The organism is Mycobacterium sp. 1245852.3 (assembly GCF_001669335.1).
In the GTDB taxonomy this organism is placed as follows: domain Bacteria; phylum Actinomycetota; class Actinomycetes; order Mycobacteriales; family Mycobacteriaceae; genus Mycobacterium; species Mycobacterium europaeum_A.
Genome location: NZ_LZLL01000164.1, coordinates 1 through 13,022, shown reverse-complemented (window position 1 = coordinate 13,022; position 13,022 = coordinate 1). Strand labels below are relative to the sequence as shown.

The window sequence follows — 13,022 nt, the reverse complement described above, 5'->3', positions numbered from 1 at the left end:
ATGTCGCCGTTGTCGACGTCGGCGAGGTCCCAACCCTGCGCCATCGTCGGCCCGCTGAACGCCGAGGTGTCCACCTGCACCGCGGTCGGCGTCACGCCGCTGCGCCGGATCTGCTCGACGAGGTCGCTGATCCGCGCCGATCCCCGGTACCAGGTGGACACCTCGGCGTTCAGCGGGCCGACGATGGCGCAGGGTTGGGACCTCGCCGACGTCGACAACGGCGACATCGCGCCGATCGAGTCGGTGATGATCGACGCCGGACGCATCCAGCCGAGCACGGTCAACTCGCGGCGGTCCCGCACCCCGGCCCTGGACGCCGGCCGGGAGCTGGCCAAGGCGCTGGGCCTGGACCCCAACGCGGTGACGATCGCCACCGCGCCGTCGGGAGCCCGGCAGCTGGCGGTGGTGCAGTCGGCGCCGCTGGTCCAGCGGCTGTCCGAGATGATGGACCACTCCGACAACGTGCTGGCCGAGAGCATCGCCCGCGAGGTGGCGGCTGCGATCAACCGGCCGCGCAGCTTCGCCGGCGCAGCCGACGCGGTGACCAACCGGCTGACCACCGCCCACGTCGACACCACGGGCGTGGTGCTGCTGGATTCCAGTGGACTCTCGGTCGACGACCGGTTGACGGCCAAGACGCTCGACGGCGTGCTGCAGGCGGCGGCCGGGCCCGACCAGCCGTCGCTGCGGGCGCTGCTGGACCTGCTCCCCATCGCCGCCGGTAGCGGGACGCTGGCCGATCGCTTCACCGACGCCTCCACGGCCCAGGGGCCGGCGGGCTGGCTGCGGGCCAAAACCGGCTCCCTGACCGGCATCAACGCGCTGGCCGGGGTGCTCACCGACCGCAGCGGCCGGGTGCTCACCTTCGCGTTCATCTCCAACAACGCCGGCCCGAACGGCCGCAACGTGATGGACGCGCTGGCGACCCGGCTGTGGTCCTGTGGGTGCTCATGACGCCGGCGTCGGAGCTGACGCTGGGCACCGCGGTCGACTGGCGATTCGCGGCCACGGTGGGTCGGCGGCTGGCCAGGCCCGGCCCGCCGTCCAGCGACTACACCCGCCGCCAGGTGATCGACGAACTCGCCACCTCGTCGGTCAAGGCCGAACCGTTGGTGCGTGACGTCACCGGCCTGATCACCGACGGCTTTGACAGGGGCCATGTGCCGGCCGCCCGCATCGTCGACCGCCCCGATTGGATCGCCGCGGCCACCGAGTCGATGCGGGTGATGATGAACGGCGCCGAGAAGCCGCGGGGCTTTTTCACCGGCCGCGTCACCGGCGCGCAGACGGGCGCCGTCCTGGCTTACGTCTCCTCGGGAATCCTCGGCCAATACGACCCGTTCGCCGCCGCTGACGGCGCCCGGACCGGCTGTCTGCTGCTGGTGTATCCCAACGTCCTCGCCGTCGAGCGGCAGCTTCGCATCGAGCCGTCCGACTTCCGGCTGTGGGTGTGCCTGCACGAGGTGACCCATCGCGTGCAGTTCACCGCCAACCCGTGGCTGCCCGATTACATGTCGCAAGCGCTGGGCCTGTTGACCCGCGACGCCGGGGAGGACATGGGGCAGGTGATCGGCCGGCTGGCCGAATACGCCCGCAACCGCGGCAGCGGGGCCCCCGAATCCGACGCCAACTCGGCGGGGATCCTCGGCCTGGTGCGCGCGGTGCAGTCCGAACCGCAACGGCAGGCGCTGGACCGGCTGCTGGTGCTGGGCACCCTGCTGGAGGGCCACGCCGACCACGTCATGGACGCCGTCGGGCCGATGGCGGTGCCGTCGGTGGCCACCATCCGCCGCCGGTTCGACGAGCGCCGCCACCGCAAGCAACCGCCACTGCAGCGGTTGTTGCGCGCGCTGCTGGGACTCGACGCCAAGCTCAGCCAGTACACCCGCGGCAAGGCGTTCGTCGACCACGTGGTGGGCCAGGTGGGCATGGCCCGGTTCAACGCCATCTGGACCGGCCCCGAGACGCTCCCGCTGCCCATCGAGATCGAAGAACCCCAGCGATGGATCGACAGGGTGCTGTAGAACAGCTGCGCGCGGCTGTCGAGGCGTTCGCCAAGACCCACCTCGCCACCGACGATCCGTGGTGCGTGGCGCTGTCCGGCGGACCCGATTCCCTGGCCCTCACCGCCGTGGCCGCCCGGCTGCGGCCCACCACGGCGGTGGTCGTCGACCACGGGCTGCAACCCGACTCGGCCGCCGTCGCCGCCACCGCGCGGGCTCAGGCCCTGGCATTGGGATGCGTTGCGGCCCAAGTGGTTCGGGTCCGGGTGGGCAACCAGGGCGGTCCCGAGGCGGCGGCGCGCGCCGCCCGCTACGCCGCGTTGAGCGCCCAGCACAGCGGCCCGGTGCTGCTGGGTCACACGCTCGACGACCAAGCCGAGACGGTGTTGCTGGGCCTGGGCCGCGGATCCGGGGTGCGCTCGATCGCCGGGATGCGTCCCTACGATCCGCCGTGGTGCCGGCCCCTGTTGGCGATGCGCCGGGCGGTGACGCACGCCGCGTGCCGGGAGCTGGGCCTGACGCCCTGGCAGGATCCGCACAACACCGACCGCCGCTTCACCCGGACCCGGCTGCGCACCGAGGTGCTGCCGCTGCTGGAAGACGTGCTCGGCGGCGGCGTGGCCGAGGCGCTGGCCCGCACCGCGACCGCGTTGCGGGAGGACTCCGAGCTGCTCGACACGCTGGCCGCCCGGGCGCTGCCGGGGGCCCGCGCGGACGCCGGCCTGCGGGTGCAGGCGCTGGCGGCGCTGGACGCCCCCGTGCGGCGCCGGGTGATCCGGGCGTGGCTGCTGGCCGGCGGCGCAACCGGCCTAGCCGACAAGCAAATCCGGGCGGTCGACGCCCTGGTCACCCGCTGGCACGGGCAGGGTGGGGTGGCGGTGGGGTCGTCGTCGCCTGGCGAGAGATTGTTCGCGGGCCGCCGCGACGGCCTGCTGACGCTGTGGCGCGAGCCGGTCCGTTAACCGCAATGTCGGGGCTGCCGTTGGTTATTCGCCCGCCGTCGTGGCACTCTGTGGGCGTGGCCCAGATCTCCTCGGCGATCACCCCCGCTCAGCCCGCGGAGCTTTACCCCGGGGATATCAAGTCTGTCCTGCTTACGTCGGCGCAAATTCAGGCGCGAATCGCCGAACTCGGCCACGAAATCGGCGAGAGCTACCGCGACGCCGCGACGCAGACCGGTCAGGACCTGCTACTGATCACGGTGCTCAAGGGAGCTGTGATCTTTGTCACCGACCTGGCCCGGGCGATCCCGCTGCCCACCCAGTTCGAATTCATGGCCGTCAGCTCGTACGGGTCGTCGACGTCCTCCTCGGGGGTGGTGCGGATCCTCAAGGACCTGGACCGCGATATCGAGGGGCGCGACGTGCTGATCGTCGAGGACGTCGTGGACTCGGGACTCACCCTGTCCTGGCTGTTGCGCAACCTCAAGACGCGGCACCCGCGGTCGCTGCGGGTGTGCACGCTGCTGCGCAAGCCCGACGCGCAGGGCGCGCACGTGGACATCGCCTACGTGGGCTTCGACATCCCCAACGACTTCGTCGTGGGCTACGGCCTCGACTACGACGAGCGCTACCGGGACCTGTCCTACATCGGCACGCTGGACCCCAGGGTCTACCAGCAGTAGCCGCGACCGCCGCTAGTCCAACTCCCACACCGCGGTCACCGAGAAGTTCACGGTCTGCTGGCCGGGCTCCAGCGGAACCATGGACGGCATGGCCCGTGGCGCCCCGACCGGCGGTGGGGTGGCACCGGTGGCCTCCGAGATGGACAGCACCCGGCCCAGCCGAAGCCCGGACAGCTGGGCGTACTGGTCGGCGCGGTTCTTGGCGTCGTTGAACGCGCGGGACCGGGCGTCCTTCACCAGCTGCGAATCGTCGGCGATGGAATAACGAACCGACTTGATCCGGGTGGCATCGCCGCCGGTGCCGACGATGAGGGCCAGCAGCCGCGACGCGGCGTCCGTCGGGTGGATCTTGACGGCGATGGCGTTGGTGGCGCGGTAGGCGGTGATGGCGGCGGTGCCGCTGCGCTCCGGGTTGTTGTATTCGGGGGACAGGGTGACCTCGGTGGTGCTGATGTCCTTACGGTCGATGCCGGCGCCGGTCAGTGCGTTGATCACCGCCTGTTGCCGGTCGTTGGTCTGGTTCATCGCGGTGGTGACGTCGGGTGCGGTGAATTCGATGCCCACGTCGGCGGTCAGGGTGTCCGGGACGCCCTGGACCTGGCCGGTGCCGACGACCGTGACCTGACGGGGGTTGGCCCCGGGCTGTGGCGCGTTGTGCTTGTCGCACGCCGACACCGCGGCGATGGTCAGGCCGGCCGCGACCGCGGCGATCGATCGGCGGACAAACCTCGAGGCATTCGGTGCGACCGGCATGCCTGGCACCCTAGCGTCCGGGCCGCGGTCGGTGGGCGCGATTTACACCGCGGCGTTGTCGGCGTTTCGGCCGAAGCCACCGGCTTCGTTCAGCCCGCATACGCGAATGATGAGGTGCGACAGTCCGTTTGACATGAGCACCATGACGATGAGCAGGACGATTATCAGCACCAGCGGCAGGTCCAGGACCAAAGTCAGCCACAGCAGGGCGGGCGTTGCGACCGGCCCCACCAGGAAGCCCACGCCCAGGGCGGTCAATCGCACTGCGCCGGGAAGGGTTTGGTGTGCCCGCATGCTAGGTGAGCCGAACCGGAGAGTCGATTAGTCCCCGCATCAAGGTGCTGCTTGGTTAGTGCTGGCCGACCAGGCTGACGTTGTGTTGCTCATAGCCCGATATTGCGTGCAGCTGCTCGTGCGTATCCAGGGCGTAGGTCTCCTGGTGGCGCCGCACCCAGGCTCGGCCACGCCCGGGCGGAGCCGTCTCGTGCGTCGCGGGCAAACCCGGGCGGGCGGCACAGAGGTCTCATATGAGTTCATATATGGCCTCAAATATGTGTGCACACAACGACTTTCATATGGATTGCAAAAGTCGCAGCATTCCAGATCAGCTAAGTGAACAGTTTTCGTCCCGGCCGTGAATTAGCGCCTCGGGGGCTGTCATCTCGAGACACGACTGACCTAACGTGGCCAGGCGTCCGACTCGGCACCTGGACGAGTGCCCGAGAACTATTGATGTGAAAGGGTTTTGAGAAGTCATGTCTTTTTTGATGGCGCAGCCGGAAATACTGGATGCGGCTTCCCGCGAGCTGAACCGGATCAATGCGGCCGTGCGGGAGGGAAGTTCGGCGGTGGCGGTTCCCACGACCAGTGTGGCTCCCGCCGCGGCCGACGCGGTATCGATATTGACCGCGCAACAGTTCTCCCGGCACGGCCAGCTGTTCCAGGAAATCAGCGCGCAGGCCGCGGTGATTCGTGAGCAGCTGGCGACGATGCTCGGCATCAGCGCCGGTTCGTACGCCGCCACGGAGATCGCCAACACCGCCGCGGTCGGTTAGGCGAGCTCGCGATGCTCGATTTTGCGCAGTTGCCGCCCGAGATCAACTCCGCGTTGATGTACTCGGGACCCGGCTCAGGTCCGCTGCTGGCGGCCGCGGCGGCCTGGGACGGCCTGGCCGCCGAGCTGCACTCCGCGGCTTCCGCCTACGCGGCGGTGATCGCGGGCCTCACGGACGGACCTTGGCAGGGGCCGGCCGCCGCGTCCATGCTGACGGCGGTACTTCCGCAGGTGGCGTGGTTGCGCGACACGGTCGATCGCGCCGAACACGTTGCCGCTCAGGCGGTAGCGGCGGCGGGCGCTTACGAGGCGGCGTTCGCCGAGACGGTGCCACCGCCGGTGATCGCGGCGAACCGGGCGTTGCTGACGGAGTTGCTGGCGACGAACTTCCTCGGCCAGAACATCCCGGCCATTGCGGCCACCGAGGCCCAATACGGTGAGATGTGGGCGCAAGACGCCGCCGCGATGTACGGATACGCCGGAACGTCGGCCGCCGCGTCGACGTTGCCGCCGTTCGAGCCGGCCGAACCCGCGACCAACCCGGCCGGCGCGGCCTCTCAGGCCGCGGCGGTGGCCCAAGCGACCAATCCCACCGGGACCGCCGGTCAGGCCGCGGCGGTGGCCCAAGCAACGAACAACCCCGCGTTCTCCCTGGGCGGGATCAGCCTCAACCCCGAAGGTGATGGCCTGGTGGTGAGCGGCCCGTTGGGTGATCTGTTGGAGGGCCTGACCGGATCGCAAACGTTGGATGCCAGCACGCCGTTCGACGCGTTCATCCGGTTGATTTCGCCGACGCGGCTTTTCACCACCTCGTTCAAAGACATCCAGAGCCTCGCGCAGGGCTTCATGCCGGCCGCGAAGTCCGCAGCCGAGGGGGCTTCCAAAGCCGCGGAAGCGGCTGTCCCCGCGGCCGTTTCGGGCGCGGGGCTGGGCTCGATGGGCGCGATCGGCGGAGCAGTCGGCAAGGCGGCGTCGGTCGGTGGATTGTCGGTCCCGGCGGCCTGGGCGAGCGCGGCCCCGTCGACGCCCTCGGTCGCCGTGGCGCTCAATGGCGCCACCGCCGCGGGGGCCGTTGAACGTGCCACCAATGCGGTGGGTGGCGTGCCGATGGTTCCCACCGGCGGGGCCGGGCGCGGCACCGCGGCCCACCTTGTGGCGCCCCGATACGGCTTCAAGCCCACCGTCATCGCACAACCCCCGGCGGGCGGCTGATCTGAAGTCGAAAAGCTTGGGATGAATCAGAAGGGCGGGTCGTCCGGTACGGGTTGCAGCGTTGGCTCGTCGGGCACCCAATCGCTCGGCAGTTCCTCCGGTTCTCGGGGATCGTTCACCCAGGTGCAGAACGGGCTGGTGCTAGGCGTGCCCTTGAACAGCAACAGCATGTCGCGCATGTGGTTTCGGAACTTGCGCGACGCGATTTCGTCGGCTCGGGCCCGTGCTAGCCGCGATCGAGCTTCATTGATCGGCCGGGTCTCGCGGTTGTGCTTGCGAGCGTGTGCAATTCGCGCGCTTCGCTGCTGTGACAGGCTGCGCCTCCTGGGCGCGGGCGCGGCGCATGCCGGACCACGCGGCTGTGGGAACAGGTCGGCCCCGGTGGGCGAGGTCCGGTAAATGCGGCCGCTCGGCGACGTCCACACCACGGTGCCGTCGGCAAGTTGCTCGTCACGCCAGCCGCCGAAGGTTTTGAGTCGATGATGTTGGCGGCACAGGCATTTCAGATTTTCCGCGGTGGTCCGGCCGCCCGCGGTCGGATCTTGGTGGTTGAAGGGGACGGTGTGGTCGAGGTCGCACGCCATTGCCGGCCGGCTGCATCCCGGGAACCGGCAGGTGAGGTCGCGGCACCGGACGGCCCGCTCCAATGCGGCGGACGGTTGATAACGCAGTGCCTCGACCGGACTGGTCAGCGGATTGGCGATGAGCATCGATGCGGCGGCGGCCAATTGGCGTACCTGCTCGGCGTCGATGACGCCGTAGCCCTCCAGATAGCCGGGCAAGGCGCCGTCGGCGTTCACGGTCTCTTCGCTGGCCACTACGTTGATGACCACCCGCGCCCCGGTCCGATCGGCATCAGCATCGTGAGCGCCCGCACGGGCCGGACACTCCGGTTGCCCGCAGGCGCAGGCCAATCCGCGGCCCTCACTCAATGCCGCCAGCGCGTCGGCCCGGCGCTGATCGAATGTCCGGGGGTCGGCCGCACACACCTGCTTGGCGAGCTGTGCGAGCCGGCGGTCGAAGGCGGCCGCCGCGGTCGCGGCGACCGAGCCGTAGATCTCGGCCATCCCGTCCCCTTTGGCACGGATTGCGACGTGGCGGTCGTTTTCGGCGGCCAGGCGGCGCTCACGGGCCGCGTCGGGATCGCAGGCGCGCACGGCGGCGTCTACCGCGTTGACGATCCGCTGCCGCGACCAGCCATGCCAGTTGCCGATGCGGCCGGCCAGTGATAGGTCGAGCTTGGCCAGCGCTTCCCCGTCGGTGACCAGGTCGGTGCGGGTGATGATCAATCGCACTGTGCGCCAATCCGTTCGGCCTTCGGCCAGCAGGGCCGCGACCCTGGGCAGCCTGATGTCGAGCGCCTCCGCATATGACACCAGGTAGCTGGCTCCCGCGGGCGAGAGGTTCATCGCGGCTGCGACCTCGGCGGCGGTCTGCTCGAAGCCGTCGATCTCCGCGTACTCCCGGTCCGGCCGCGCGGCGGTGGAGACCCGGTGGCGAAGCAACGCCGCCACCGCCGCCAGGCGACGGGCCACCAGCATCGATTCCTCCCGATGGGTGGACTCGATCACCTCCACCAACGCGGCGGGGTCCGTCGGTAACTCGAACATACGTTCGATTATAGCCCGGCCCCCGACAAGCCTTAGGGCGTGACGAGGATCTTGCAGTGCCGCTCGGGGTCGGCCAGGTCGTCGAACGCCGCGCCCACCCCGTCGAGGCCGACCTCACCGGTGATCAGCGGGCTGACGTCGATGTCGCCCTCGGCCAGGGCGCGCAGCGAATCGGCGAACTCGTCGGGGGTGTAGGCGAGCACGAATTGCACGTTGATCTCTTTGGCGATCGCGAAGAACGGGTGCACGGTGTCGGGTTGCATGCACACGCCGGCCACCACCAGGCGGGTACCGGGCCGCGCCCGCAGCAGCACGTCGTCGATGATGCCGGGCACACCGACCGCCTCGAACACCACCGCGGGCTTGACGGTGTCGAAGGGTGAACCCTGCGCCGGATCCAGCGTCTGGTGAGCGCCCATCGCGGTGGCCAGCTCGCGCCGCTTGGGCGAAAAGTCCGACGCCACAATGGTTTCGACACCTTTGGCCCGAAGCGCGGCGATAATGGCGATCCCGATCGGGCCGCAGCCGAGCACCAGGGCCGTCTCAGCGGGCGCGATGTTGGACTTGTTGACCGCGTGCAGCCCCACCGCCATCGGCTCGGTGAGCGCGGCGTGCTTGAGGTCCAGCCCGTTGGGGATCGGCAGCAGCAGCGGCGCCGAGAGCAGCATCCGTTCGGCGTAGCCGCCGATGGTGCTGTTGCTGTAGACGATCGGTTCGACGCCCTTGGCGGACAACAGCACCGGCAATGACGTCACCATGGTGCCCGGCGGATGGGTCTCGGTGTCCGGCCCGGCTTCGAGTATTTCGGCGCTGAACTCGTGACCCATGAAGATGTCGTGGCTCAGGTCCACGTGCATGCCGCCCGTGCCGCCGGCCACCCGGTCGCTCATTTCCAGCACTTGGGCGCCGTGGGCGGCGAAATGCAGGTCGGAGCCGCAGATTCCGCAGGCCCGCACGCCGACCAGTACCTGACCGGTCTCCGGTATCGGGTCGGGCACGTCGTCCCGATAGACCATGCGGCCGTCTCGCAACACTGCCGCGCGCATCAGTGCACCGCGTCTTTCTGCTCGTCGACGTGTTCGGTGATGGCCTTGACTACGGCCTCGCCCGCCCGGCCGATCAACTGGTCACGCTTGGCCTTCGCCCAGTCGTGTGACGACCGCGACGCCTCGAGCTGTCGTTTGAAATGCGGAATCACCTTGCGCGCCATCAGGTCATAGCTGTGGTACGTCGCCTGCGGCGATGCCCAGTCGTGGCCGAGCATCAGCAGCGTGCCGAAGCCGCCGGAGCGGTCGAGCAGGTCCTCGATGTGAGCGATGGCGTCCTCCGGGGTGCCGATGCAGCAGTTGCCCTTGGCCGCGTAGTCGGCGACGAACTCGTGCGGCGTCTGGGTGCCTTCTACGCTGTTGGCCAGCGGCACGAATCCGGCGGCGCCGAAGTAGTTCGCGAAATCCTGTAACCCGTAGGTGCAGTCGTCGATGGCCTGCTCGCGGCTGTCCGCGATGTGCATGATGCTCAGGACGCGCCAGTCGGCGCGGTCCGGCTCGTCCCGGCCGGCCTTCGCGGCCTGTTCGCGGACCACGTCCCAGGTGGTCTCCAGCGCCGCGTAGCCGCCGGGCACCGACATCGACAGCGACAGCAGCGAAGTGCCGAGCGCGCCGGCCAGCCGCGGTCCCGACGGCGAAATCATTGCGGCCGTGGATATTTCGGGGTAGGGCCAGGTGTAGGGCCGGATGTGCAATTGCGCGTCGCGCAGGGTGAACCAGTCCGAGTGCCGGTCGATGCGTTCGGTGGGTGCCGCGCGGAACAGCGCCAGGATCGCCTCGAGCGACTCCTGCATCATCCGGCGCTGCTCGATCGGGTCGATGCCCATCATGTAGGCGTCCGAGGGCAGGGCGCCCGGCCCAGTCCCGAACATCACCCGGCCGCGGGTCAGGTGGTCCAGCAGCACCCAGCGATCGGCCACCATGAGCGGATGGTGGTAGGGCAGCGACACCACGCCGGTGCCCAGCCGGATGTGTTTGGTCCGCTCGGCAGCCGCGGCGATGAACACCTCCGGGCAGGCGATCAGTTCGTAGCCGCCGGAATGATGCTCGCCGAACCAGGCCTCGTCGAAGCCGAGGCGGTCCAGCGCGACGACCCGTTCCATGTCGTATTCCAGTGCCACCGTGGGAGATTGGCCGACGGGGTGAAACGGCGTGATAAACACTCCAAAACGCAGGGGCGCGCTCATTGCAGCTCCAATCCGTTGAGGAATTCCAGCAAGGCCGCATTCACCTCGTCGGGGCGCTCCTGCTGCAGCCAATGCCCGGCGCCATCGATCATCACCTCTCGGTACGGACCGGAGATCGCGTCGGCCGCGCGGTCGGTGCTGGTGAAGGACAGAACGGGATCGGCCGTCCCGCCGATGAACAAGCAGGGGACCGGGATCTTCACCCCGTCGAGTTCGGGGGTGGTCTCCCAGTTGCGGTCGAAATTGCGGTACCAGTTCAGCCCGCCCGTGAAGCCGGTGCGGGAGAACTCGGCGATGTAGTGGTCCAGTTCGTCCTGGGTTATCCAGTCCGGCAGTCCGTCCGGCTCGGGAAGGCGGTCGACGAAGCCTTCCGGACCGGGGGTGGCCATCCGCACCAGCGCATCCTTGCCGTCGGTCCGCAGGCTGCCGATCATGCGACGGATCACCCGGGCGGGATCGGCGTTCAATTCGGCGTCGGCGATACCGGGCTCCTGGAAGTACAGGATGTAGAAGAAGTTCTCGCCGAACATCTTGCGCCACGCCTTCGTCGGCGCCACGTGCGGGCGCGGCGTCACCGGCACGCTCAGCGCGGCGACGGCCGCCACCCGATCCGGATGCAGCAGCGGGGCGTTCCACACCACGGCGGCGCCCCAGTCGTGCCCGACCCACACGGCGCGCTGCGCGCCGACGTCGTCGAGCAGGCCGACCAGATCGGCCGTCAAGTGATGGATGTCGTAGGCGTCGACGCCGTCCGGACGATCCGAACCGCCGTAGCCGCGCTGATCGGGCGCCAGCACGTGATAGCCGGCATCGGCGAGGACGGATATCTGGTGGCGCCAGGAGTAGGCCAGTTCGGGGAAGCCGTGCGCCAGGAGCACCACCGGTGCGCCACGTTCGCCCGCTTCGATCACCCGTAGCCGCACACCATTGGTATCTACTAACCGTTCGGTTGGGGGCACCGTCCCACCAAAGCACAATGGTTGCTGGCTGAGAAGGCCCCGAACCGGTTCGGGTTAGCCGAATAGCGGCCCGACGGGCCGAAAGCCGGGAATACTCGACTCGATGCGACTCGACCATGTGGTGCTCTGGACGAAAAGCCCGCCGATCTCGATGGACTTCTACACCCGCGTGGTCGGGCTCGAGCCCGTCCGGTTCGACGAATTCGAGGCCGGCGTGGCGCCGTTTCCGAGCGTGCGGATCTGCGCGGACTCGATCATCGACCTGATGCCGGCCGAAAGCGTCTCGGCCACCGAGGCTCTGACCCGCATCGAGGGCAGCGCCGGGCACCCGGTCAACCACGTCTGCCTGGCGCTGTCGAAGGCCGAATACGACGCGCTGGACCGGCGACTGCAGGCCGCGGGCGTGGATACCGGCGCGCGGCTGAACCAGAGCTTCGGCGCCCGGGGCTGGGCGCCGCAGGGGTACTACTTCGCCGATCCGGACGGCAACGTCGTCGAGGCCCGCTACTACGAGTAGTCGGGAACTGCCGGTCGTTAACTGAGCAGGACGGCGGAGACCCGCGGCGCCCCGGCTCTGCCGGAGCTGGCGATCTCCGCTAGGCACGATGGCGGAGACCCGCGGCGCCCCGGCTCTGCCGGAGCTGGCGATCTCCGCTAGGCACGATGGCGGAGACCCGCGGCGCCCCGGCTCTGCCGGAGCTGGCGATCTCCGCTAGGCACGATGGCGGAGACCCGCGGCGCCCCGGCTCTGCCGGAGCTGGCGATCTCCGCTAGCGGTAGCCTGGACTTTTCCAGCTGCGTGTATATCGGGGAAGGACCTGGCCGGCAAGGCCGATGATTGATGAACCGGAAAAACGTGATTCGCACCATCACGGCAATCGCTGTCGTGGTGCTGCTCGGTTGGTCGTTCTTCTACTTCAGCGACGACACCCGCGGCTATAAGCCCGTCGACACCTCCGTGGCGATGTCCCAGATCAACGGCGACAACGTCAAGAGCGCGCAAATCGACGACCGCGAACAGCAACTGCGATTGACCCTGAAGAAGGGCAATGGCGACACCGACAATTCGGACAAGGTCATCACCAAGTTCCCGAGCGGCTACGCGGTGGACCTGTTCAACGCGCTGAGCGCCAAGAACGCCAAGGTCAGCACCGTCGTGAACCAGGGCAGCATCCTGGGCGAGTTGCTGGTCTACGTGCTGCCGCTGCTGCTGCTGGTCGGGCTGTTCGTGATGTTCTCCCGCATGCAGGGCGGCGCCCGGATGGGCTTCGGATTCGGCAAGTCGCGCGCCAAACAGCTCTCCAAGGACATGCCCAAGACCACCTTCGCCGACGTCGCCGGCGTCGACGAGGCGGTCGAGGAGCTCTACGAGATCAAGGACTTCCTGCAGAACCCCGGCCGCTACCAGGCGCTGGGCGCCAAAATCCCCAAGGGCGTGCTGCTTTATGGCCCGCCGGGAACCGGTAAGACGCTGCTGGCCCGCGCGGTGGCCGGGGAGGCCGGGGTTCCGTTCTTCACGATCTCGGGCTCCGACTTCGTCGAGATGTTCGTCGGCGTGGGCGCGTCCCGCGTGC

At 68.9% G+C, this 13,022-nt stretch carries 13 protein-coding genes and 2 pseudogenes; 8 read left to right on the top strand and 7 right to left on the bottom strand.

Going from position 1 to position 13,022, the window contains the following annotated elements:
- Window positions 1–155, bottom strand: a pseudogene (locus A9W96_RS31280) (D-alanyl-D-alanine carboxypeptidase); the annotation flags it as partial.
- On the opposite strand from A9W96_RS31280, the pseudogene dacB reads away from it, so the two are divergent.
- The 4 genes and pseudogenes from dacB to hpt form a co-directional block, all read left to right on the top strand.
- Window positions 151–954: pseudogene (dacB, locus tag A9W96_RS07345) on the top strand (D-alanyl-D-alanine carboxypeptidase/D-alanyl-D-alanine-endopeptidase); the annotation flags it as partial. The pseudogenes A9W96_RS31280 and dacB overlap by 5 nt on opposite strands.
- Window positions 951–2,024 (top strand): zinc-dependent metalloprotease, encoded by a 1,074-nt coding sequence (locus A9W96_RS07340; protein WP_066880031.1) that lies wholly within the window; start codon window positions 951–953, stop codon window positions 2,022–2,024. The pseudogene dacB and the gene A9W96_RS07340, both read left to right, overlap by 4 nt.
- Window positions 2,003–2,965 (top strand): tRNA lysidine(34) synthetase TilS, encoded by a 963-nt coding sequence (tilS, locus tag A9W96_RS07335; RefSeq protein WP_067138680.1) that lies wholly within the window; start codon window positions 2,003–2,005, stop codon window positions 2,963–2,965. Before A9W96_RS07340 ends, tilS begins: the two co-directional genes overlap by 22 nt.
- 50 nt (window positions 2,966–3,015) lie before the next feature.
- Window positions 3,016–3,627, top strand: a complete 612-nt coding sequence (hpt, locus tag A9W96_RS07330; protein ID WP_066867244.1) for a hypoxanthine phosphoribosyltransferase — start codon at window positions 3,016–3,018, stop codon at window positions 3,625–3,627.
- 12 nt (window positions 3,628–3,639) lie between these two features.
- On the opposite strand, the gene A9W96_RS07325 is transcribed toward hpt, so the two are convergent.
- Window positions 3,640–4,380: an SIMPL domain-containing protein gene (locus A9W96_RS07325; RefSeq protein WP_067138678.1), complete on the bottom strand. Its 741-nt coding sequence runs from the start codon at window positions 4,378–4,380 to the stop codon at window positions 3,640–3,642.
- Window positions 4,381–4,422: 42 nt separating this feature from the next.
- Window positions 4,423–4,644, bottom strand: a complete 222-nt coding sequence (locus tag A9W96_RS07320; RefSeq protein WP_067138682.1) for a hypothetical protein — start codon at window positions 4,642–4,644, stop codon at window positions 4,423–4,425.
- A 491-nt stretch (window positions 4,645–5,135) separates the two neighbouring features.
- Here A9W96_RS07320 and A9W96_RS07315 point away from each other — a divergent pair, with 491 nt between their 5' ends.
- Together A9W96_RS07315 and A9W96_RS07310 are read left to right on the top strand one after the other, a co-directional pair.
- The gene (locus tag A9W96_RS07315; protein ID WP_066867248.1) at window positions 5,136–5,435 is read left to right on the top strand and encodes a PE family protein; all 300 of its coding nucleotides are present in this window, start codon (window positions 5,136–5,138) and stop codon (window positions 5,433–5,435) included.
- Window positions 5,436–5,446: 11 nt separating this feature from the next.
- A complete protein-coding gene (locus A9W96_RS07310; RefSeq protein WP_067138676.1) occupies window positions 5,447–6,646 on the top strand; it encodes a PPE family protein in 1,200 nt (399 codons plus the stop codon).
- Between the two features lie 26 nt (window positions 6,647–6,672).
- On the opposite strand, the gene A9W96_RS07305 is transcribed toward A9W96_RS07310, so the two are convergent.
- Genes A9W96_RS07305 through A9W96_RS07290 form a run of 4 tightly spaced genes read right to left on the bottom strand, consistent with a single transcriptional unit; the run spans window position 6,673 to window position 11,448 of the window.
- Window positions 6,673–8,256, bottom strand: coding sequence for an HNH endonuclease signature motif containing protein (locus A9W96_RS07305; protein ID WP_067138674.1), 1,584 nt, complete (start codon window positions 8,254–8,256; stop codon window positions 6,673–6,675).
- A 32-nt stretch (window positions 8,257–8,288) separates the two neighbouring features.
- Window positions 8,289–9,302: a zinc-binding dehydrogenase gene (locus A9W96_RS07300; protein WP_066880023.1), complete on the bottom strand. Its 1,014-nt coding sequence runs from the start codon at window positions 9,300–9,302 to the stop codon at window positions 8,289–8,291.
- The gene (locus tag A9W96_RS07295) at window positions 9,302–10,489 is read right to left on the bottom strand and encodes an LLM class flavin-dependent oxidoreductase (protein WP_067138672.1); all 1,188 of its coding nucleotides are present in this window, start codon (window positions 10,487–10,489) and stop codon (window positions 9,302–9,304) included. Before A9W96_RS07295 ends, A9W96_RS07300 begins: the two co-directional genes overlap by 1 nt.
- Complete coding sequence (locus A9W96_RS07290) at window positions 10,486–11,448, bottom strand: alpha/beta fold hydrolase (RefSeq protein ID WP_197499435.1); 963 nt, start codon at window positions 11,446–11,448, stop codon at window positions 10,486–10,488. The genes A9W96_RS07295 and A9W96_RS07290 overlap by 4 nt, the downstream gene beginning before the upstream one ends.
- A gap of 103 nt (window positions 11,449–11,551) precedes the next feature.
- Here A9W96_RS07290 and A9W96_RS07285 point away from each other — a divergent pair, with 103 nt between their 5' ends.
- Both A9W96_RS07285 and A9W96_RS07280 read left to right on the top strand, forming a co-directional pair.
- The gene (locus A9W96_RS07285) at window positions 11,552–11,965 is read left to right on the top strand and encodes a VOC family protein (RefSeq protein WP_067024583.1); all 414 of its coding nucleotides are present in this window, start codon (window positions 11,552–11,554) and stop codon (window positions 11,963–11,965) included.
- Window positions 11,966–12,289: 324 nt separating this feature from the next.
- Window positions 12,290–13,022 (top strand): ATP-dependent metallopeptidase FtsH/Yme1/Tma family protein (locus A9W96_RS07280; protein ID WP_156765145.1); only part of this gene is annotated, 733 nt, incomplete at its 3' end.